This window comes from Clostridium sp. UBA7791 (genome assembly GCF_002480755.1).
GTDB lineage: Bacteria > Bacillota > Clostridia > Clostridiales > Clostridiaceae > Clostridium_J > Clostridium_J sulfidigenes.
Map to the genome: position 1 here is coordinate 1,150,906 of NZ_DLCT01000005.1, position 22,656 is coordinate 1,173,561.

General features: G+C 29.5%; 20 protein-coding genes and 1 riboswitch. Of the genes, 12 read left to right on the forward strand and 8 right to left on the reverse strand.

Translation table 11 applies throughout. The features are described from left to right. Nucleotides 1–37: 37 nt before the first annotated feature. Complete coding sequence (locus B3Z56_RS10955) at nucleotides 38–1,585, reverse strand: ABC-F family ATP-binding cassette domain-containing protein (protein ID WP_346878775.1); 1,548 nt, start codon at nucleotides 1,583–1,585, stop codon at nucleotides 38–40. A 687-nt stretch (nucleotides 1,586–2,272) separates the two neighbouring features. Between B3Z56_RS10955 and B3Z56_RS10960 the strand changes: the two genes are divergently transcribed. Next, a complete protein-coding gene (locus B3Z56_RS10960; RefSeq protein ID WP_346878776.1) occupies nucleotides 2,273–2,866 on the forward strand; it encodes a GNAT family N-acetyltransferase in 594 nt (197 codons plus the stop codon). Between the two features lie 93 nt (nucleotides 2,867–2,959). Here the strand turns inward: B3Z56_RS10960 and alr are convergent, their stop codons facing one another. Both alr and B3Z56_RS10970 read right to left on the reverse strand, forming a co-directional pair. Next, nucleotides 2,960–4,120 (reverse strand): alanine racemase, encoded by a 1,161-nt coding sequence (alr, locus tag B3Z56_RS10965; protein WP_346878777.1) that lies wholly within the window; start codon nucleotides 4,118–4,120, stop codon nucleotides 2,960–2,962. Between the two features lie 150 nt (nucleotides 4,121–4,270). Further along, nucleotides 4,271–5,734 (reverse strand): aminotransferase class I/II-fold pyridoxal phosphate-dependent enzyme, encoded by a 1,464-nt coding sequence (locus B3Z56_RS10970; RefSeq protein WP_150843764.1) that lies wholly within the window; start codon nucleotides 5,732–5,734, stop codon nucleotides 4,271–4,273. Nucleotides 5,735–5,954: 220 nt separating this feature from the next. Between B3Z56_RS10970 and B3Z56_RS10975 the strand changes: the two genes are divergently transcribed. From B3Z56_RS10975 to B3Z56_RS10990, 4 genes are all read left to right on the forward strand, one after another. Continuing rightward, nucleotides 5,955–6,560, forward strand: a complete 606-nt coding sequence (locus tag B3Z56_RS10975) for a DUF445 domain-containing protein (RefSeq protein ID WP_346848022.1) — start codon at nucleotides 5,955–5,957, stop codon at nucleotides 6,558–6,560. A gap of 90 nt (nucleotides 6,561–6,650) precedes the next feature. After that, nucleotides 6,651–6,695: riboswitch (PreQ1 riboswitch) on the forward strand. A gap of 117 nt (nucleotides 6,696–6,812) precedes the next feature. Next, nucleotides 6,813–7,793 carry a nucleoside hydrolase gene (locus B3Z56_RS10980; RefSeq protein ID WP_346878778.1) on the forward strand — a complete coding sequence of 327 codons (981 nt, stop codon included), beginning with the start codon at nucleotides 6,813–6,815 and terminating at the stop codon, nucleotides 7,791–7,793. A 19-nt stretch (nucleotides 7,794–7,812) separates the two neighbouring features. Further along, nucleotides 7,813–8,373 carry an ECF transporter S component gene (locus B3Z56_RS10985; RefSeq protein WP_346878779.1) on the forward strand — a complete coding sequence of 187 codons (561 nt, stop codon included), beginning with the start codon at nucleotides 7,813–7,815 and terminating at the stop codon, nucleotides 8,371–8,373. A 1-nt stretch (nucleotide 8,374) separates the two neighbouring features. After that, nucleotides 8,375–9,064, forward strand: a complete 690-nt coding sequence (locus B3Z56_RS10990; protein ID WP_346878780.1) for a radical SAM protein — start codon at nucleotides 8,375–8,377, stop codon at nucleotides 9,062–9,064. A gap of 66 nt (nucleotides 9,065–9,130) precedes the next feature. Here the strand turns inward: B3Z56_RS10990 and B3Z56_RS10995 are convergent, their stop codons facing one another. Then, entirely contained in the window at nucleotides 9,131–10,024 is an 894-nt protein-coding gene (locus B3Z56_RS10995) for a D-alanine--D-alanine ligase (RefSeq protein WP_346878781.1), read from the reverse strand. 355 nt (nucleotides 10,025–10,379) lie between these two features. Here B3Z56_RS10995 and B3Z56_RS11000 point away from each other — a divergent pair, with 355 nt between their 5' ends. Then, nucleotides 10,380–10,835, forward strand: a complete 456-nt coding sequence (locus B3Z56_RS11000) for a hypothetical protein (RefSeq protein ID WP_346878782.1) — start codon at nucleotides 10,380–10,382, stop codon at nucleotides 10,833–10,835. A gap of 159 nt (nucleotides 10,836–10,994) precedes the next feature. Then, a complete protein-coding gene (locus B3Z56_RS11005) occupies nucleotides 10,995–12,476 on the forward strand; it encodes a nicotinate phosphoribosyltransferase (protein ID WP_346848028.1) in 1,482 nt (493 codons plus the stop codon). A 75-nt stretch (nucleotides 12,477–12,551) separates the two neighbouring features. Here the strand turns inward: B3Z56_RS11005 and B3Z56_RS11010 are convergent, their stop codons facing one another. The 4 genes from B3Z56_RS11010 to B3Z56_RS11025 form a co-directional block, all read right to left on the reverse strand. Then, nucleotides 12,552–12,857 carry a hypothetical protein gene (locus tag B3Z56_RS11010; RefSeq protein WP_346848029.1) on the reverse strand — a complete coding sequence of 102 codons (306 nt, stop codon included), beginning with the start codon at nucleotides 12,855–12,857 and terminating at the stop codon, nucleotides 12,552–12,554. 17 nt (nucleotides 12,858–12,874) lie between these two features. Continuing rightward, on the reverse strand, nucleotides 12,875–13,666 hold the full coding sequence (locus tag B3Z56_RS11015; RefSeq protein WP_346878783.1) for an SDR family NAD(P)-dependent oxidoreductase: 792 nt from the start codon (nucleotides 13,664–13,666) through the stop codon (nucleotides 12,875–12,877). Between the two features lie 109 nt (nucleotides 13,667–13,775). Further along, the gene (locus B3Z56_RS11020; RefSeq protein WP_346878784.1) at nucleotides 13,776–15,239 is read right to left on the reverse strand and encodes a UDP-N-acetylmuramoyl-L-alanyl-D-glutamate--2,6-diaminopimelate ligase; all 1,464 of its coding nucleotides are present in this window, start codon (nucleotides 15,237–15,239) and stop codon (nucleotides 13,776–13,778) included. Nucleotides 15,240–15,383: 144 nt separating this feature from the next. Beyond that, nucleotides 15,384–16,241, reverse strand: coding sequence for a metallophosphoesterase (locus B3Z56_RS11025; protein WP_346878785.1), 858 nt, complete (start codon nucleotides 16,239–16,241; stop codon nucleotides 15,384–15,386). 238 nt (nucleotides 16,242–16,479) lie between these two features. Between B3Z56_RS11025 and B3Z56_RS11030 the strand changes: the two genes are divergently transcribed. From B3Z56_RS11030 to arcC, 5 genes are all read left to right on the forward strand, one after another. Next, nucleotides 16,480–17,505: a low specificity L-threonine aldolase gene (locus tag B3Z56_RS11030; RefSeq protein ID WP_346878786.1), complete on the forward strand. Its 1,026-nt coding sequence runs from the start codon at nucleotides 16,480–16,482 to the stop codon at nucleotides 17,503–17,505. Nucleotides 17,506–17,767: 262 nt separating this feature from the next. Further along, nucleotides 17,768–18,958 carry a MerR family transcriptional regulator gene (locus B3Z56_RS11035; protein ID WP_346848034.1) on the forward strand — a complete coding sequence of 397 codons (1,191 nt, stop codon included), beginning with the start codon at nucleotides 17,768–17,770 and terminating at the stop codon, nucleotides 18,956–18,958. Nucleotides 18,959–19,086: 128 nt separating this feature from the next. Beyond that, nucleotides 19,087–20,319 (forward strand): arginine deiminase, encoded by a 1,233-nt coding sequence (gene arcA, locus B3Z56_RS11040; RefSeq protein ID WP_346848216.1) that lies wholly within the window; start codon nucleotides 19,087–19,089, stop codon nucleotides 20,317–20,319. A 154-nt stretch (nucleotides 20,320–20,473) separates the two neighbouring features. Then, nucleotides 20,474–21,469: an ornithine carbamoyltransferase gene (argF, locus tag B3Z56_RS11045; protein ID WP_346878787.1), complete on the forward strand. Its 996-nt coding sequence runs from the start codon at nucleotides 20,474–20,476 to the stop codon at nucleotides 21,467–21,469. A gap of 148 nt (nucleotides 21,470–21,617) precedes the next feature. Beyond that, on the forward strand, nucleotides 21,618–22,553 hold the full coding sequence (arcC, locus tag B3Z56_RS11050; protein WP_346848036.1) for a carbamate kinase: 936 nt from the start codon (nucleotides 21,618–21,620) through the stop codon (nucleotides 22,551–22,553). Nucleotides 22,554–22,656 lie beyond the last annotated feature (103 nt).

The following is a 22,656-nucleotide window of genomic DNA, read 5'->3' on the forward strand; positions in this document are numbered from 1 at the left end:
AAGGATCAGCTATAAATTTATAGCTGATCCTTATTTATTATACTAAAAGTTCTTCCATATTCCATACCTGAGTTGCTAAATCTTTATAGAAATCAACTTCATGGCAAACTAAAAGGAGAGTACCCTTAAAATCAATAAGAGCTTTTTTTAGTTCAGCCTTAGAGATAGCATCTAAATGATTAGTTGGCTCATCAAGTAAAAGCCAATTTGTTGGAGTTAAGGTAAGTTTACAAAGTCTAACCTTTGATTGTTCTCCGCCACTTAAAGTTTTTAGTTTTTGATTCATATGCTCATTTTTAATACCACAACGACCAAGGGCTGCTCTTATTTCGCTTTGAGATTTTTTAGGAAAAGAATCCCAAACTTCCTCAAGAGGAGTATGGTCTGAACCATGAACCTGTTGCTCAAAGTAAGCTGGGTACAGATAATCTCCAAGCTTTATATCACCATCTATTGGAGGTATTACTCCCATTATGGTCTTTAAAAATGTGGATTTACCTATGCCATTACAACCTGTAATGGCAATTTTTTCACCTCTTTTTAAAGTAAGATCAAGATTTTTTATAAGTGGATAGCTGTAGCCAATGGTTAGACTAGAGCTTTTCATCACAAGGGAAGCAGAGGTTCTTTTAAAATTAAAGGAAAAACTAGGTTTAGGAGAAATTATTTTTGGTTTTTCTAGTTTTTCAATTTTATCAAGAGCCTTTTGTCTACCCTTAGCCATTTTTGCAGTAGAAGCTCGAACTTTATTTTTATCAATAAAGTTCTGAAGCTTTTGAATTTCCTTTTGTTGAGCAGTATATTCAGCTATATATCTTTTTCTTTCCTCATCTTGTAGTTTTAAGAAGTTATCATAATTTCCCATATACCTTTTTATAGAGGAAAACTCTAAATTGAAAATTACATTTGTAATTTTGTTTAAAAAGCTAGTGTCATGGGATATGACCACAAAAGCATTTTCATAGTCATGTAGATATTTAGATAACCACTCTATATGCTCTTTATCTAGATAATTAGTAGGCTCATCTAAAAGTAATATATCAGGAGCTTCAAGAAGTAGTTTTGCTAGCATAACCTTAGTTTTTTGACCTCCACTTAAATTTTTAAAGGGAGTATCCATACCAAGGGCAGTTATACCAAGCCCTTTACACATAGTTTCAATATGCTTTTCAATATTATAAAACTCACTAGAATCCAGCCTATCTTGAAGATGGCCTAATTTATTGATTAATTTATCATAGTCATCTACATCTCCGGTAGCTAACTTATTACTTATGAGTAAGATCTTTTCTTCTAATTCATAAAGATTTATATAGGCTTCCCTTAAAATTTCTTTTATGGTTAAATTTTCGTTTATATCAGAATTTTGTTTAAGATATCCAATCTTACAGGAAGAAGCTTTAGTAAAAGTACCTTCATCGCAGATTAATTTTTCAGTTAAGATGTTAAACAGGGTAGTCTTACCAGCACCATTAACTCCAACAAGACCAGCGTGTTCGCCTTTTAGTAATCTAAGGGACATATTTTTAAAAATAGTTTTATCTCCAAAACTAAAGCTTAGATTTTCAATATTTAATATACTCATGTCTTTATACCTCCGTAAAATAAAAAAAGGAAAGAGGCTTTGCTCTTTCCTTAAATTTCATGTAAATTAATGCAGTGAAAATTATATTCTAAATCATAGTAGAGTGAAAAATTAGATCTCATATTAGCTATAACAAAATAATAGTGTAGTGATACTAATTTAAATTTTATATGATTTAGAGTATTAAAAAAGAGTCTTATCCTGTAAAAGATAATTCTATTCAAATGTTTAGGTAAAAAAGGGCACAGTTATCCCGTTATTAACCTAAAACACTTACAAGAACTACCATTTTACACAATTCGACTCAACCTCTTTCTTTGCATTAATTTATTTTAAATATAATAATATTCAATATATTTATTATTACATATATACATAAATATTATACCATAGTAGTTGAAAAAGTAAATACAAGTAATAAAATAACTGTTGCTTTTAAACATATCCTCATATTAATCCTAGTAAAGATTTTGTAATTAAGAGAATGAAGTGAGAAGTAGATATGATAAAAAATACTTATTGTAGGCATTAATAAGTACTAATAGGACAGTTGTATAAATTAGTAAGAATTCAATAATAGCATAAAAGTACTAAATACTGCGGATCTAAAGCCTTAATTAATTTTTCTAATAATAATATAATATAGTTAAGAAATTTAAATAAAAATTTCATGAAAGAGGGATATTTATGAAAAACTTAACATTAAGAGATGCAACGGAGGTGGATGCCCCCATTATCGCTGGTCTTATATATGATACTGAGGAAACACCAGATCATATTTGGGGCCAGGGCACTAAAGAGGAGATTTTAAATAGGATTCAATGGCTAGTATTAAGTCAGGAATCTAGATATTCATATTTAAATATAAAGGTAGCAGAACTAAATGGAAAGACCTGTGGAGCTATAGTTCTTTTAAACAGTGAAGAAATATCTGATTTAGATACAAAAACTAGTTTTGAATTACTTCATATGATAAAAGGAATTAAAGGAAAAATAAAATTTATAAAGGACCTTATTTTAGGAATGTACTTAAAAGAGGGTGGAGATAGAGAGTTATATATAGCAAACTTAGCAACTACTAAAAAAGTTAGAGGTCTTGGAATAGGAAAAGAACTAATGAAGTTAGCAGAAAAGGTAGCTAAAGAAAAAGGATATAAAGGTTGTTCACTGCTAGCTAAGGATGAGAAAGTAAGAAAGTTCTATGAAAACATAGATTATAAATTTGAAAAAGAAGAAAAGTATTTTTCTCAGTATTTATATAGAATGGTAAAAATAGTTTAATGTTATATATGTAAATTATTAGGACTAAATGTCCATGATATATATTACCTATGAAAAAAAGTCTTGTCACTTCTAAATGACAAGACTTTTTTCTTATATGTTATTTCTGACTTTAACTATTTCTTTATTCTTAATATATACTCTAGGAATTCTGGATTTAATTCTGCAAAGAATTTCATAGTTTATTGTGCCTAAGGCTTCTGCCATATCATCAGCGTTAAATTTTAAGTCTCCTTCTACACCTAAAATAATAACTTCATCACCAGTTTTTACATTTTCTATGTCTGTTACATCAATCATACACTGATCCATACAAATTCTACCTAGAATACTAGCAAATTTGCCATTAACAATTACCTTAGCATTTTCACTTAATGCTCTAGGATAACCATCTCCATAGCCTATTGGTAGTGTAGCTACAATAGTTTTTTTATTAGTTTTAAAGGTTTTACCATAACTTATATACATATCCTTATGCAATTCTTTTACATGAGCTATCTTTGCTTTCAAAGTTAGAGCTGGTTTTACTGAAATGTTATCCTTAGAAACTTCTTTAGAAGGGTAATAACCATAAAGTATAATGCCTGGTCTCACGCCGTTTAAATAAGTTTCAGGCATATCTATAATTGCTCCGCTATTAGAAATATGTTTTAATGGAATTTCAATTCCAAGAGTTTCTAAATCCGCCATAACCTTTTTAAATTTATAAAGTTGTTCATTGGTATAGGTTTTGTCTTTTTCATCAGAGGTGGAGAAGTGAGAATATATTCCAATCACCTCTAAACCTTCTAAGTTATAAACTTCATTTATAGTTTTAACGGTATCATCACCAGGGAGAAATCCTATTCTACCCATACCAGTATCTATGGCAATATGGATTTTAGCTTTTTTATTAAGGCTTATGGCTATTTTTGATAGTTCCTTTGCATAATCTAAATCATATACTGTTTGCTCAATATCATAATTTATTAGCTCTTCGCCTAAGTATAAAGGAGTATATCCTAAAATTACTATAGGAGCATTAATATTATTTTCTCTAAGCTCTATGGCTTCTGTCAGCATTGCTACAGCGAGTCTAGAGGCTCCACTTTCTAGAAGTGTAGGAACAACATCTACAGCTCCATGTCCATAGCAATCTGCTTTTACGATAGCAATGAGTTCTTTATCTCCAATTAATTTTTTTATATTTTTTGTGTTAGTGGCTATTGTATCTAAATTTATCTCAGCCCATACAGGTCTCATTATTTTTTCCATTGTTACACCTCGTAATTTCTTTCATTATTTCTAGTAAGCTATTTTAGTTATATTCATTAAGAATTTACTTCGTTATATCAAGTGAAACTTACCTTATACTATTATTTTAGTATAATTACATTAAATCACAAGAACCAGTTAGTACAGGATTTATTGATAAGGTGGTTTACTTAGCTTTTTTATATTATCACCAATTATTTTTATTCCTACTTTGATATCTTCATCACTTACTCTACCAAAGCCTATTCTAAAGCAGTCCTTGCCTTTGCCACTATTTATATAAAAGATATCACCAGGCATAAATAGCACATTATCCTTATAACATATATCTAGAAGTTGTCTTGCATCTATATTATTTTTAAGCTTAATAAATATATGAAGGCCACCTTCTCCAGTAACATATTCATAAGGGATGTATTCATTTATCATTTCCATAACCAGATTATACTTATCTCTATAATATTTTCTTACATTTTTTACATACCTACTAAAGGCTCCACTTTTTAAGTAATAGTAAAAGGAAGCTTGATCAAGGAAAGAACAGTGAATGGTTCTACCTCTTTTTACACTTTCTAAAACATCAATTAAATCTTTACTTGCTAAAATCCATCCAATTCTAAGGCCTGGAAAGAGTATTTTAGAAAGACTGCCAATATAGATTATACTATTACCCATGCCACTTAATGATGCTATGGGATCGATGGGAGAGCTAGAGTATAGAAGCTCTTCATTAAATCCATCTTCAATTATAGGTACAGAGTACTGTCTAAAAAGATTATAAATTTCTTTTCTTCGTTTGGTTTTGGTTACAATACCTGTAGGGTTATTATAAGAAGGGATTATATATCCAAATTTAGGATTATACTTTTCAAGCTTCATTTGTAAATCTTCTAAATCCATACCTTCTTCATTCATTTTTACCTGGATAACTTCAATTTCATGGGATTTCATAATTTTTAATGCTGTATTATGGGTAGGTTCTTCACAAAGGATTATATCTCCTTTTTTAGTTAAAGAACCTATAATAATATCAAAGGCTTCAGTAAAACCGTTAGTGATTAATATATCTCTACCTTCAGTATTAACTCTTTTTTCCTCCATATACTGAAGAAAGTATTGGATTAAAGGGGCATATCCCTTAGCATATCCATAGTTTAATAGGTTTTCTTCCTCATAAGTCCAAGCATCTAAGAGAGCTCTTTTAAAGTCATCCATATTAAAGAGACTAGGTTCAGGAGCAATAGATTTAAAGGAAATCATATTGTTTTTATAGGGAAGTTCACTTTTAATAATATCAAGATTTCTAAGGGTATCAGCATAATTGTTAATCATATTCATAAAATTAATATTATATTCTTCACAAGTGTTTTCAGTCTCCATTAAAATAAAGGTACCAACACCCCTCTTAGTAGTTATTATTCCTTTGCTTTCCAGTTCTTCATAGGCAGCAATGACAGAATTCCTACTTATGTTTAAAAGCTTACTTGCTTCTCTTGTGGAAGGTAGTTTACTATCTTTTTTTAATTCACCCTTTTTTATTCCATTAATGATATGTGTCTCTAGTTGCATATAAATAGGTTCATCCTTATTTATAATTAGAGTAGAAAATATCATATTTAACACCACCTATTTTTTTATTAATTGTATTCTTATAAAAGTTATCATAAGAATGCAAAGTAAAAAAGATTCAAGTTTGCATTGGTTATCTTTACAAAACCAAACAAAAGAATCACTTAAAAATAGTTTATTAGAAAAATAAGTTAGTTTCAATAGAAAAACAAGAATAATTGTTGTAGAATATTAATAGAAATTTTGAAATACTTAGGAGGACATCATGAATAGTTTAGTTATTGTATTTTTATTAGCAGTAGTAGGAGGTGTTATTGGATGGGTAACAAACATATTAGCTATAAAGCTTATGTTTAGACCAATTAATCCAATTAAAATCCCATTAATAAATTTAGAGATAGTAGGATTAATTCCAAAGAGAAAAAATGAAATAGCACAAAATATTGGAGAAGTGGTGGCAAAGGAATTATTGTCAATTGATGATATAATAAAAAATGCAATCACAGAAGAGGATAAGGTTATATTTAGTCAGTTAGTTAAAAATAAAATAAGAAATTTAGTGGCAGGAAAGATGGATTTTGTGCCAGCACCCTTTAGGATCATGGTTCAAGGACCAATTAATAACATTATAGAGGAAGAAGTTGATGAGGCTTTAAAGGAAATGGAAAGTGAAGCTGTTAATCATATCAAAGATAAAGTAGATATTAAAGAAATGGTTGAAGAAAAAATAAATGAGTTGGATTTACAAGAACTTGAAAGAATTATTATAAATGTAGCTAAAAAGGAATTAAAACATATTGAAGTTTTGGGCTTTATCTTAGGAGCTGCAATAGGTATAGTTCAAGGATTAGTGGTTATGCTCTTTAAATAAGAATATACATAATTATAGATAAGCGGTTGATATGAGGTATAAAATATGATATGTTAAATTAAGAATTTAATAAAAAATCCACAGAATTCTGTGGGAGAGGTTCGTAACCATCCCTCTATAAAAAACTAGGGAATAAGACTTATATGGTCGTGCTATACCCTTAGTGCGACCTTTTTTAGGTTGTATTTTTTATGCCTTGGGATGGAGCTCAAGGCATTTTTTTATGGTTTCATTAAGAAAGGAAGAGAAAAGATGGACAAGAGAAAAGTAATAATAGATTGTGATCCAGGAATTGATGATTCATTGGCTATAATCCTTGCACTAAAATCAGAGGAGATAGATGTTAAAGGAATAACTATAGTATCGGGGAACGTCCATGGAAAAAAAGGGGCAGAAAATGCATTGAAAATTCTTAAAGAACTGAATAGGTTAGATATACCAGTGTATCTTGGGGAATGCGAACCTGTGGAAAGAAAATTAATTACTGCAGAGGATACCCATGGAAGTGATGGACTTGGAGAAAGTTTCTTACCAAGGGTAGAGGAGGTAACCTATAAAGAAGGTGCCGTAAATTTTATTCTAGATGAGTTAAAATCAGAGGATATCACAATTATCGCATTGGGTCCTTTAACTAATATAGCAAAAGCTTTAGAAAAAGATTGTGAAGTTACAAGAAAGATGAAGGAGTTAGTTCTTATGGGAGGAGCTTTTAAGAGCTTTGGGAATTGCTCTCAAGTAGCAGAGTTTAATTTCTGGGTTGACCCTCATGGTGTAGAAAAAGTCTTTAAGGAATTAAAAAGGAAGATTACCATGGTGGGATTAGATGTTACTAGACAATGTGTTTTAACTCCAAATTATATTGAGATGATAAGACAGTTTAATGAACCTCTTGGAGAGCTAATTGTAAAGATAACTAAATTTTATGTGGACTTTCATTGGAACCAAGAAAGAACCTTAGGATGTGTAATTAATGATCCGCTAGCAGTAGCATATTTTATTAATCCTGAATTATGCTCTGGAAAGGAATATTTTGTAGATATAGTTACAGAGGGAAAAGCCATAGGAATGACACTGGTGGATGAAGGGGATTTTTATAGGGAAAAACCAAATTGTCTAGTGTTAACAGAAGTAAATTCAAAAGGTTTTATGGAAATGTTTCTAACAAGAATTTTTCCAAAACATAAAGAAGATATAATATCAATTTTGAATAATTCTAAATATGGACTAAATTAAGAGGAGGAAGGTTAGAAATATGAATAGTAAAAAGAATAAGAGAATTATTTTTATGGGTTTAGCAGTAGCTATAAACTTAGTAGGAGGATTTATAGCATTATCATTAAAACTTCCAATTTATATTGATACTATAGGAACTATTTTAGTTTCAATATTATTTGGACCAGTAAGTGGAGCTGTGGTTGGAGGATTATCATCAATTATTAATGGTATGACCTTTGATCCTATTTCATTTTATTTTTTACCAGTACAATTAGTAGTGGGGATAGGTACAGGATTGTTTTTTAAAGGTAAGAAGGTTGGAGTTTTAAAGTTGATTTTAAGGATATTATTAGTTACAGTTTTAGGTTCAGCAACAGCAGCGGTTATTGCTTCCTTTGTTTTTCAAGGGGTAACTTCTTCAGGTTCAAGTATTTTAGTTGCAATACTTAAAAACTCTGGAATTAGTATTATTACAGCAGTTTTTTCTACTCAGATTTTTACAGATTTATTAGATAAAGCTGTGAGCTTTGGATTAGTTTTTACAATTATTAAAATGTTACCATTAGATATTAAAAGTAATATTGCTAAGGAAGAATAGTATGGATAGATATAATATAATAACAGGGAAAAATAAAAGAGAAATAGTATTACTAAAGGCTTTTCCATGTGTTTGGGGGAAGTGTACATTTTGTGATTATATAGAGGATAATTCAACAAACTCTTCAGAAATCAATGATATAAATAAAAAGGTGTTAAAGGAAGTAAAAGGAACATATGGTACCTTAGAAGTGATTAATTCAGGAAGTTGCTTTGAATTACCTATTGAAACCTTGGAAAGCATTAGAAAAATAGTAATAGAAAAGAATATAAAAAAGATGTTCTTAGAAAGCCATTGGTGCTATAGAAGTAGATTACAAGAAATGAGAGATTTCTTTGGAATTGAAGTTATTTTTAAAATTGGAGTTGAAAGTTTTGATAGTAATTTTAGAAATTTAGTGTTAAATAAAAATGCTAGATTTAAAGACTATAATGAAGTTAGAAAGTATTTTAGTTCAGTATGCTTAATGGTAGGAATAAAAGGCCAAAGTAAAGAAATGATTAAAAAAGATATTGATATAGTATTAAGTCATTTTCATTATGGAACAATAAATATATTTACAGAAAATACTACGGATATTAAGAGAGATGAAGAATTAATAAGTTGGTTTGAAAAGGAATATAATTTCCTTAAGGATGTTAGTAAAATTGAAGTGTTATTTGAAAATACAGATTTTGGAGTAGGGGATTAATTTTAAGAATTGCCTTATTAAAAGATATAATATACGAGATGAGCTAATCACTCACCTCGTATATTATTATATTAACGAAAATTCAATAATCTTATCTAGTAAAGTTGAATATTCCATGTTAGTAGCTTTTGCACTTTTGGGGAATAGAGAATTTTTGGTCATACCAGGTAAAGTGTTTAGTTCTATTACATAGGGTTTATAATTACTCACCATTATATCTACTCTTGCGTAGGCTTTACAATCAAAGATTCTATAACATTTTTTAGATATTTCATTGATTTCATTTTCAAGGTATTCTGAAAGAATAGCTACTTCCTCTAAGGTATCTGTATCATTGTACTTAGATTCATAATCAAAGAAAGTTCCTCTATGGATTATAGATAGAATAGGTAATGTGTCACCATTCAATAGGGGAACGGTGTACTCGCTACCATTTATATATTCTTCTATAATTATTTCATCACCATACTTAAATCCTTCTAAAATAGCATTCCTCAGTTCTTCTCGGCTATAAACTAAAGAAATTCCAATACTTGAACCACCACTGTTAGGTTTAACTATCATAGGGTATTTTAATTCTTCTATCTTTTTTAAATTTACACCTTCATGTTTGTATAGATTAATTCCCTTTGCTATAGGAATACCCTCAGCTTTAAGAATTCGCTTACATTGTTTTTTATTCATGCAAAGGGCACTAGTCAAAGGATTACTTCCGGAGTAGGGAATTCCTACACTTTCCAAGATACTTTGAATAGCACCATCTTCTCCAAATTTCCCATGAAAGGCTAAAAAAGCAAAATCTAAGTCGTGAATTTTATCTATAACTTCGTTTTTAGAGTTTATAATCATAGGAATTACTTCATATTTATCTCTATTTAGGTTTTTAATTATTTCTTCTCCAGATAAAAGGGATATTTCTCGCTCAAAGGAAATTCCACCCATTAATACTCCAACTCTCATATATACATCTCCTCAAATTTATATTCTTATACTATAATAATATTTCAATGAAAAAAAATAGAAAGTACCATTAAGTAATGGATTTCAGATAAGGGTGGTTTAAGAAGGCAGCTTAATTTTTAAAATTGTCATTTTATTTGTATTGCTAGTACATAAATGAGTTTACATTATATTATAAATTATATGGAATATAAGTACCGCATGGTGTATAATTATTCTCAATATAGGAATATAATGGATGACATTGGTGTATGTATGAACAATTTATATAGCAAACATGAATTACATCTAAATTTATCTATGGATAGGTAAAATAATTGTTTAAAGCATATCAATATTTTATATAGGAGGAGAAATGAAAAGAAAGATATTTATAGGAATATTAGTCATAGTAGCAATAGGGATAATATATATCATTTATCCTAAACAGGGAACTTTTGAAGAGTTTGTTATAAATAGGTATAACATGGATAATTGTACTAGTGTAACCTTTTTTCCTATAAAAGGAGGAATTGATTCATCTGAATCATGGAATATATATAAAGAAGAAAAGACAATGAAATTTATAGATTATATGAAGAGTGTGAAAATGAAGGAAAATAGAAGTAGTGATTATGGAATGGAATATTTGATGACAATTATAGGATCATATAAGGAAGAGGGGGCAACAGGTCCAATAAGAATTGATATAGCTTGGATTAATGAAAAAGAGATTATGATAAGTTATAAAGGACAAAAAAGAAGGTATTATAAAATAGTAGATGAAGACTTTAGTATGGACAAGATTAAAGCATTACTAAAAGATGGTTAATGCTTTAGGGCAATATAAATAAGAATTTGTTAGAATAGTCCTTAGTATAATAATCCAAGAATTAAGAAATAACTAAGAATAATATATTTATTTTTAGTTATAAGTCTTTGATTTAATAAGGGTTAAGAGGAAAACTAAGGAAAGGAAGCTTGTTAACATATGAGTACTATAGTATGTGATTGCGTAAATATAAAGAGAAATTTAAGCATGTTAACGGATTTTTACCAATTGACTATGGGGAATGGATATCTAAAGAAGGGGATGAAGGATAGAATAGCATATTTTGATATGTTTTTTAGAAAAATCCCTGATGATGGGGGATATGTAATAATTGCTGGATTAGAACAATTTATAGAGTATATAAATACTTTAAGTTTTACTGAAGAAGACATAAGCTTTTTAAGGGAAAGAGGAATATTTTCTGAAGATTTTTTGGCGTATTTAAGAGAGTTTAGATTTCAATGTGATATATGGGCCATTCCAGAGGGCACGGTGGTATTTCCAAATGAGCCTATAATAACTGTTAGAGGGCCAATTCCTCAAGGTCAATTAATAGAAACTATGCTACTTTTAACTATAAATCATCAAAGTTTAATCGCTACTAAAGCAAGTAGAGTTGTTAGAGCATCTAAGGGGCGAAATGTTTTAGAATTTGGTTCTAGAAGAGCTCAAGGTTATGATGGAGCATTATTAGGAGCAAGAGCTGCTTATATAGGAGGTTGTTTTGGAACTGCATGTACAATGGTAGAAGAATTATATGGAATTCCATCTCTAGGAACCATGGCTCATAGTTGGATTCAAAGCTTTCATAGTGAATATGAAGCCTTCAAGGCTTATGCAGAAGTTTATCCAACTTCCAGTGTACTTCTTGTAGATACCTACAATACTCTTAAAAGTGGTATGCCTAACGCAATAAGAGTTGCTAAGGAAATATTAGAGCCTGAAGGAAATAGATTAAAGGGAATTAGGTTAGATAGTGGTGATATTGCATATCTTTCAAAGGCTGCTAGGAAAATGTTAGATGAAGCTGGCATGGAAGATTGTAAAATAACTGCATCTAATTCCTTAGATGAATACCTTATTAGTGACTTGTTACTACAGGGTGCTGAGATAGATATCTTTGGAGTGGGAGAAAATCTAATAACTTCTAAATCTAATCCTGTATTTGGAGGAGTATATAAGTTAGTAGCTATAGAAAATGAAAACAAATTAGAGTCTAAAATAAAATTAAGTGAAAATCCAGAAAAGGTAACTAATCCTGGTTTTAAAAAATTGTATAGGTTTTATCATAAGAAAACTAATAAAGCAGTAGGTGATTTACTTACCTTAAGGAATGAAGTTGTAGATGAAAGTAAGCCATATATTCTTTTCCACCCTGTTCATACATGGAAGAAAACTGTTTTAACAGACTATTATGTAAAAGAATTACAAGTGAAAATCTTTGATAAAGGGCAATGTGTGTATTCATGTCCTAGTATTCAGGAAATTAGAGAGTATTGCAAAGGACAGGTTGAAACCCTCTGGGAGGAGTCTTTGAGGCTTAAAAATCCTCATAAGTACTATGTAGATTTATCTGAAGAACTATGGACACTAAAATATGATTTAATTAATAAATATTCCAATGAAGAAAGTCATCCTTAAAAAGTTAAATATTAGCATATAAATATAAAAATGACTATATGATATGAATGTCACATAGTCATTTTATGGCTTCATTTATTTATTCATTAAAGGTAAGCTATTTAGATTTACAGAGTCTTTTCTATTATTAAGATTACTTAGGGTTTCTTGACCTTTTTCTGTTTTACCTAATGAATCTATTAGTATATTTTTAGAGTTTTGGGTTTGAATTGTATGTTGATCCTTAACCTGTTCTTCGTTGGAGAAATCATCATTAATTTTTATATGATCTAGATCTTTATTTAAAGTAGTTACATAGTCTAAATCATCATCCATAGAAGAAATAATATCTTTTGGCTTAAATAGAATTTCTTCAAAGTTATTGTTATATTTGCTATTCATTATGGGCCTCCTTATAATTAGTTTTTTAATATGTTTTTAGCTTTTACAACACATCCCTGAACACAAGGAGCTATGTATCTAAATTTAGGGTGAGGTTCTTCTGTAGCAGATACATATTTCATGACTATGCTATCCAAATTAGATGATTCAGTAAGTTTAAAGTATAGATATTGTTTCCTCTGTAATTTATTTATTCTATTTTTAAAGTATGAGCTTACCTTCATCCAATTAAACTGTTTACTTATATTTAATTGATTGAAACCTGTAGCATAGGAACCAGGTTCAATTAAGATTACAGGAATATTCACTCTTGGAAGTTCCTTAAGTTCTTTATTTAAACAATACCCAATGGATTCAAGGGCGAATTTAGTAGAACAGTAGGGAGATAAAAATGGTATAGCCATGCGACCAGTTAAGGAAGAAAGAAATATAATTCTTCCCTTTCTTCTTTTTATCATTCCTTTTAAAACAATCTGAGTCAATTCTATAGGACAAAACACATTGGTTTCAAAAGTAGCCCTAAATCTGTTTACATCTATCTCAGCTACGGAGCCAGAATCTCCTATGGCAGCATTATTTATTAGTACGTCTATAGGTAAGTTTCTTACTTTTTCTCTATCCTCTTTACATAATACATCTAACTTAAAGCTTTCAATGGGAAGTTTCCATTTTCTATTTAACATATTTAATTTGTATGCCTGTTCATCGGTATGAGTGGTTGCATAAACATAGTGACCTCTACTGGCCAAGGTTATAGCTGCTTTACGTCCAAGACCAGAACCACAACCAGTTATTAATATGTGTTTCAATATTATCACCTCTAGGTTAGTATGTGTTTTATTTCACTTATAATTCTTCTTATACAAATAATGACTTATGGAAATTTATCCATAAGCCATTAATCAATAATATATTGTCTTATTTTAAAAAGTTTTTAATAGCATTTATAACAACGTCTCTATCATCGAAATGAAATTTTCTTTTACCTATAATTTGATAGTCTTCATGACCTTTTCCAGTAATTATAAGCAAATCATCATCTTTTAGTATTTTTAATCCTTTTTCTATAGCATTTTTTCTATTAATAATTTTTTCATAAGGAGTCATTGTAGATAACATTCCTAATTCTATATCATCGATGATTAATCTTGGATTTTCAGTTCTAGGATTATCAGAAGTAATTATACAATAATCTGATAAAGAGCCAGCTATTTTACCCATAATCCCACGCTTGGTTGTATCTCTATCTCCGCCACAACCAAAGACGGTAATAATTCGTCCACAGGTTATTTCCCTTGCCATAATGAGGAGTTTCTCCAAAGCATCTGGAGTATGAGCATAATCTACTATTATATTTTTATTTAAGTTGTTTTTTATCAATTCAATTCTACCAGGAACAGGGTTAATATTGGGGAGTAGTGTTATAATGTTCTCAATGCTCATTCCTAAGGAGTAGCATGCAGCTATTGTAGCTAATATATTGTATACGGTAAATTTACCGGGAATTTTTACATTAACTTCGTTACAAGTTTTTTTAAAATTCACTTTAAAACTAACAGAATTACTTCTATATATTACATCAGTAGCTTGAATATCAGCTGAATTTTCTATTCCATAAGTTAGTATTTTACATGGCACTTCTTTTATTATTTCTTTTGAAACATTGTCATCAATATTAATAATTCCTAATTTACATTTATAAAATAACTTCATTTTTTCTCTTTTATATGCTTCCATGGTACCATGTTCATCTAAATGATCTTGAGATAAGTTAGTAAATATTCCTATATCAAAATCACAAAAATCTACTCTGTGTTTTGCTAGAGCAGAAGAAGTAACTTCAATAATGACACTCTTAGCATTATTATCTTTAAATTCTCTAAAGGCTTTTTGAAGTTCCAAAGCTTCAGGAGTAGTTGGAGTAGTTTTGCTAATATTTACTTTTTGATTGGTAAGTTTGAAGCCTAAGGTACCGATGACACCTACAGTTTTTCCAGTGGATTCTAATACATCTTTAATATAATGTGTAATTGTAGTTTTCCCATTTGTTCCTGTTACTCCTACAAGTTCTATTCCTTTTGAGGGCTCCTTATAAAATATATTACATATATTAGCCAAAGAAATTCTAGTATCTTTCACTTTTATCATAACTATATCATTATTTGAATAAGTAATATCTTTCTCTACTAATATGGCAATAGCACCATTTTTAACCGCTTCATCGATAAGATTATGACTATCAGTATTATTACCATTTATACATATAAATAAAGAGTTTGGTTTTATCTCTCTAGAATCATAACTTACGTTTTCGATGTTTATATCCACATATCCATTTATTAAGGTGTAACTAATTTGATTAAGCAATTTATATAACTTCATAATTATTCCTCCGCAATTAAATAAACTCATAAATAAACTCGTATATTCTTATTATACGGAGTAGATTTCCTATAAATAGTGTTTATATTGCTTAAAATAATGCAAAAAGTGCTTATTAAAAAATGATTTAGGTTAAATAATTTATTAATTTGATAAAGTTACAACTACTAATTCAGGGCGATTAAATATTCTTTGAGGAGCTAGGCTGTTACCAAGCCCTCTACTAATTACTAAAGATGTAGAATTTAATCTGTGGATTCCACTAGTATATTTTGGGAAAAAACCTTGATCTGGAGCTATAATTCCACCTGAAAATGGAAGGCGAATTTGTCCACCATGGGCATGACCAGAAAATACTAAATCTATATTTTCTTTGGCATAAAGTGTAATTAGCTCGGGTCTATGAGAAAGGAGAATAGTAAAATTATTTTTACTTTCAGTTTTTAAATTCCCCAATATTTCATTAAAGCTAAAAGGAGAGTTAGGGTACTCGTAATTATCTATGGGATTAAAGCATATGTCTGCTAGTCCTAAAAGAGAAATAGTAACACCATTTAACTGTATATTTTTATGAATGTTGTCCATATTTATGACACCATACTCTTTAAAGATGATTTTTAATTCATCATATAAATCTGATCTTGATTCATGATTTCCAGATACATAGTATACGGGAGCTATATCTACAGCTGATTTAATGTAGGAAGTAGCTATATTCATATTATCTTTATTTGTTCTTCGGCTATCAATTAAATCACCAGTAATTACAATTATATCCGGGTTAATTTCTTTAGTTAAGGATATAAGATTTTTTTGATTAGCTCCAAATTCTTTATTATGTAAATCAGAAATTTGAAGAATTTTATATCCATTAAAACCACTAGGAATTTTTGAGTTTACGTAATCTATATTAGTTACAACTATATTATTATTTTGCCAATAACAGAAAGTTATAATAAATATTAGTAAAATCATTACAATTATTAATTTTTTTATATTCATATTACACATCCTTATATTAATTATTAGCATGTTCTATTATATTAAATAGCAATTTTAAAACTAATTTATTTATAGTATACACAAATAAATTTCTTTACTAAAGAGAAATGTATAATATTTAACATATATGTAATAAGTGCAAAATCATAATAAGAACTCCTTTCATAAGTCTATTTAGCCTTTATTGATATTTCTATGGCAAAGTGATAGAATATGAAAAAATGGAGGTAATATTATTATGTATAGCTTTAAAAATGACTATAGTGAAGGAGCGCATCCAAGAATATTAGAGGCATTAATCAAGTGTAATATGGAGCAGAGTGAAGGTTATGGAGAAGATATATTTACAGCAAGAGCTATTAAGTTAATTAAGGAAAAAATAAGAAGAGAAGATGTAGATGTTCATCTTTTAGTTGGAGGAACACAAACTAATCTTACTGCTTTATCAGCCTTCTTAAGACCTCATGAAGCGGTAATTGCAGCAGATACTGGTCACGTGCTAGTTCATGAAACTGGAGCCATTGAGGCTACAGGGCATAAGGTTATTTCTGTAGACGTGGAAAATGGAAAATTAACCAGAAAAAATATAGAAGCTGTAATAGAAGAGCACACTGATGAACATATGGTAAAGCCAAAACTTGTATATATTTCTAACTCTACAGAAATAGGAACAATATATAAAAGGGAAGAGGTAGAAGAGTTAAGTGAAGTGTGTAAAAAACACGATTTATATCTCTATGTTGATGGTGCACGATTAGGCTCTGCACTATGTTCTAAAGAAAATAATATGAAAATCTATGAATTATCTCAATTAGTAGATGCCTTTTATATAGGTGGAACCAAGGGGGGAGCTTTAATGGGAGAGGCTCTTATAATATGTAGAGATGCTTTAAAAAAGGATTTCAGATACCATATTAAACAAAAGGGTGCTCTACTTGCAAAGGGAAGAATACTAGGAATTCAATTTGAAGAATTATTTAAGGATAATCTATATTTTGATTTAGCAACTCACGCTAATAATATGGCACAAATCCTTAAAAAGGGTATTAAAGATGCTGGTCACAGTTTTATGATAAATTCATCTAGTAATCAAGTCTTTCCTATACTCCCTAATAAATTAATTAATAGTCTTAAAAAAAAATACTTATTTTTGATTTGGGAAAAAATCGATAAAGAGAATTCAGCAATTCGTCTTGTCACATCTTGGGCAACAAATGAGGAAAAAGTATTGGAGTTTATAGCTGATGTGAAATTATATAATTAATATATAAAAAGATAGAAAACTAGATTTAACTAGTCAATTCTGTCTTTTTACTTTTATAACAATATAAGTATTAGATAGATAGTTTGAAGTTGAGTAAAAAAGTAAGAATATTATGCAAAATTATGATACAATTATTACATACAGCACTAAGTATGTTGTATAAATGTAATAAAATTCATAAAAAGGTATTGACAGTTACCTTACGTAACCTTCTATTATATTAATATAGGGTAAGGTATACGATTGCTTTGGAGGGATAAATATGAATAGTGATGAATTTTATACCACTGGGGAATTTGCAAAGAAAGCAGGAGTTACCATTAGAACTATTAGATATTATGATAGCAAAGGAATTCTTAAGCCATCATATACTAATAACCTAGGATATAGATATTACTCTGATGAAGATTTTATAAAATTAAAAAAAATCTTAGCTTTAAAGTACCTGGGATTATCCTTAGATGAAATTATAAGCACAGAAAATTGTGATTATAAGAAAGAAGATATGATGAATTCTCTGAAACTTCAGAAAAGTATTATTAAAAATAAGATGAATAATATGAAGGTAGTATTAAATGCTATAGAAACAGCTGAATTTAGTATGAATGAGAACTCTAATATGAAATGGGAAGAGGCTATTGATGTAATAAAATCTTTAGAGAGTGAGAAGGAATTACTGCAACGTAGTAGAGATGCATCTAATTTAAATGAAGGTGTGAAGTTAATGGATAGATTCTCAACAAATAGGTATGGTTGGTATCCATGGGTATTTGATAATATGAAAATCAAAAAGAAGGATAAGGTTTTAGAAATAGGTTGTGGTAATGGAGTTCTATGGGCTAAAAATATGGACAATCTACATGAGAGTATAGAGGTTACGCTAACAGAGATATGTGAAGATATGATAAATGAAGCAAAGTTAAATTTACGAGATAATTCTAAAAGGTTTAATTTTATAATAACTGATTTAACATCATTACCCTTTGATGATAATAGTTTTGATGTAGTAATTGCTAATCATATATTATTTTTTATGAAAGATATAGATTTAGCTCTAGCTGAGATAAAAAGAGTTATTAAACCTAATGGAGTAGTATACTGTTCTACTATTGGAAGTAATCATTTAAGGGAGTTACAAGAATTAATGTTAAGCTTTAGTAGTAATATACGCATATATGAAGATAAGTTATCTTGTAAATTTGGATTAGAGAATGGGGAAAAAATACTTAGTAAGTATTTTAATACAGTAGAGAAAGTTTTGTATGATGATAAGCTTATAGTTAATGACACCAATAATATATTAGAATATATCTATTCTATACCTGGAAATATATTAGACATTATTGATTCTAAGAAAAAAGAATTTGAAGGTTATATAAAAAAAATAATTGATAAAAATGGAGAAATTTTTATAACCAATAGTTTAGGTTTGTTCAAGGCTAAAAATAAATAGAGTGTAAACTTTTACTTGTGTAAAACAATATTACATAATTTAATTTATTACTTAGGTTATGGGATATTGATATTATAAATAAAAAATTGTTAATTTAAATAAAGTATTTTTAATTAACAAAATGTTGTATAAGAAAGGAAAGAATTATGGGAATAAATGTTACAAGCGAAATTAAACCATTAAAAAAAGTCTTGTTGCATAGGCCTGGTGCAGAAATTGAGAATTTAACACCGGAATATCTGGAGAGATTATTATTTGATGATATTCCTTATTTAAAAGTAGCACAGGAAGAACATGATGCCTTTGCACAGGTTTTAAGAGACAATGGAGTAGAAGTTGTATATTTACATGAATTGGCAGCAAAAGTAATGGAAGACCCAGATGTTAAAGATGAATTTATTAAAATGTTCATAAAAGAAGCTAAAGTAGAGAGTGAACAAGTTAAAGAAGAATTATATAACTATTTAATTAGTTTTAATTGCAATGAAGAGTTAATTAGAAAGACTATGGCTGGAATTAGTAAGTCAGAATTGAAGAAAGCAAAAGCAAGGCATTTAGAGGATTTTTTAAATGAGGCATATCCATTTATTACAGATCCAATGCCAAATCTTTATTTTACGAGAGATCCCTTTGCATCCATTGGAAATTCAATAAGCTTAAATAGGATGTATTCTGAAACAAGAAATAGGGAAACTATATATGCACACTTTATATTTAAATATCATCCTGATTTTAAGGGAACTAATAGGCTTTATGACAGAGATTTTGATTATAATATAGAGGGGGGAGATATTCTTAATATATCTGAAAAGGTTCTTGCAATTGGAATATCTCAAAGGACAGCTCCACAGGCAATTGAAAAAATATCAGAGAGAATATTCTTTGAAACACCAGATAGCAAAATTGAAACTGTATTAGCATTTAAAATACCAAAGACTAGAGCATATATGCACCTAGATACAGTATTTACTCAAGTTGATTATGATAAATTCACTATTCACCCACAAATAGAAGGACCTCTTGAAATATTTGAATTAACTAAAGGGGAAAATGGAAAAGTGAAAATTACTAAGGAAAGTATGACATTACAAGAGGTATTGTCGAAATATTTAGAATGTGATGTAAAGTTAATTCGATGTGGTGGAGGAGATTATGTAATTTCACAAAGAGAGCAATGGAATGATGGCTCTAATACTTTATGTATAAGACCAGGTGAAGTTATTGTATATTCAAGGAATTATGTAACTAACAAGATATTGGAAGAGTATGGGATAAAAACTCATGTTATACCATCATCTGAATTATCAAGGGGACGTGGAGGCCCTAGGTGTATGTCTATGCCTTTGATTCGTGAGGTTTAATAACACAAATATAACCAACATTTATTGTGTATTTTAAATTAAATAAAAATATAATATATTTGTAAAATAAAAAATCTTCTTTAAGTATCCAATAATTAAATACTGAAGAAGAATAAAATTATATAAAAAACAACATATTAGGGGGAGTATAACAATGGCAATTAATTTAAGAGGACGTTCATTTTTAAAATTATTAGATTTTACACCAGAGGAAATTAGATATTTATTAGACTTATCTAAGGACTTCAAAAATTTAAAGAGAGCTGGAGTACCTCATAAAAATTTAGAGGGAAAGAATGTTGCAATATTATTTGCTAAGGATTCTACTAGAACAAGATGTTCCTTTGAGGTAGGAGCTATGGATTTAGGTATGGGTGTTACTTATTTAGGACCTACAGGTTCTCAAATGGGTAAAAAGGAATCTATTGCAGATACAGCTAGAGTATTAGGTAGAATGTATGATGGTATAGAATATAGAGGTTTTGATCAAGAAATAGTTGAAGAATTAGCAGCTTATGCAGGAGTTCCAGTTTGGAATGGATTAACAACTGAATTCCATCCAACTCAAATGCTTGCAGACTTATTGACTATAGAAGAGAAGTTTGGAAGATTAAAAGGAATTAACTTTGTATATATGGGTGATGCCAGAAATAATATGGGTAACTCTTTAATGGTTGCTTGTGCAAAAATGGGTTTAAATTTTACAGCTTGTGCACCTAAAGAATTATTCCCAGCTGAGGAGCTAGTTGAAACTTGCAAGGAAATTGCAAAGGAAAATGGATGTACTGTAACATTAACTGAAGATGTTATGGTTGGAACAAAAAATGCAGATGTTATCTATACAGATGTTTGGGTATCTATGGGAGAACCAGATGAAGTTTGGGAAGCAAGAATAAAAGAGCTAAGACCATATCAAGTGAATAGAACTGCAATGGAAAATGCTAAACAAGAAGCTATATTCATGCACTGTCTACCAGCATTCCACGATTTAAAAACTGTAGTAGGAAAAGAAATGGGAGAAAAATTTGGAATGACAGAAATGGAAGTTACTGATGAGGTATTTGAGTCAAAACAATCTGTAGTATTTGATGAAGCTGAAAATAGAATGCATACAATTAAAGCAGTTATGGCTGCAACTATAGGGCTATAATAATTAAACCCCTTCTTAAAATTAAGAAAGGAAGGGGTTTAACCTATTATTTAATTAGCTAAACAATAAAATATTATATTTAAGGCATAGATAAAAATATAGTAGTCTCAACATATTTTATATTTAAATTATATATGGGGTGAATTAAATGAAGGAACTAGTAATAGCTTTAGGGGGAAACGCCTTAGGAAAAACAGCTGAAGAACAATTAGATTTAGTTAAGCATACAGCAAAAACCATCGTTGATTTAGTAGAAGAAGGCTATAATGTAATTGTTGGCCATGGTAATGGTCCACAGGTTGGAATGATAAACTTAGCTATGGAATTTGCAGCAAATAATGGAGCAAATACTCCATTAATGCCTTTTGCAGAATGTGGTGCCATGAGTCAAGGATATATTGGATATCACTTACAACAATCTATTAGAACAGAGCTTATATCTAGAGGAATTAGAAAAAATGTTGCAACTGTAGTTACTCAAGTTGTAGTTGATGAAAATGATGAAGCTTTTAAAAACTTAAGTAAACCAGTAGGAATGTTCTATAGTAAGGAAGAAGCAGAAAAGATAGCTGCAGAAAAAGGATTTACATTTGTAGAAGATGCAGGTAGAGGATATAGAAGAGTAGTTGCATCTCCACAGCCGCAAAAAATTGTAGAGCTTGAAACAGTTAAACAATTAGTTGAACAAGGAACTATAGTTATTACTGTTGGTGGTGGTGGTATTCCTGTAGTAGAGGAATCTGATGGATCTCTTAGAGGTGTTGCAGCAGTTATAGATAAAGATAAATCAAGCGCAAAACTTGCAAAAGATTTAGATGCAGAAATGCTAGTTATTTTAACAGCTGTTGATAGAGTTTGTATAAACTTTAATAAACCAAATCAAGAAGAACTATCAGAAGTTAATCTAGAAGAGGCTGGTAAATATATACAAGAAGGCCATTTTGCTAAAGGTTCAATGCTACCTAAGGTAGAAGCATGTATGGACTATGTTAAATTTAGTAATAATGGTAAAGCTTTAATAACTTCACTAGAAAAAGCTAAAGAAGCTTTACATGGTATAACAGGAACTATAATAGAAAAATAATCGAATTTTATCTGGGTAAAACTAGAGTATGAGGATTTAAAGCATCTGTGAAAGCTGTTTTAAGTCCTCATTTTTATATGTAAATTTTAGTAAAGGTGATATA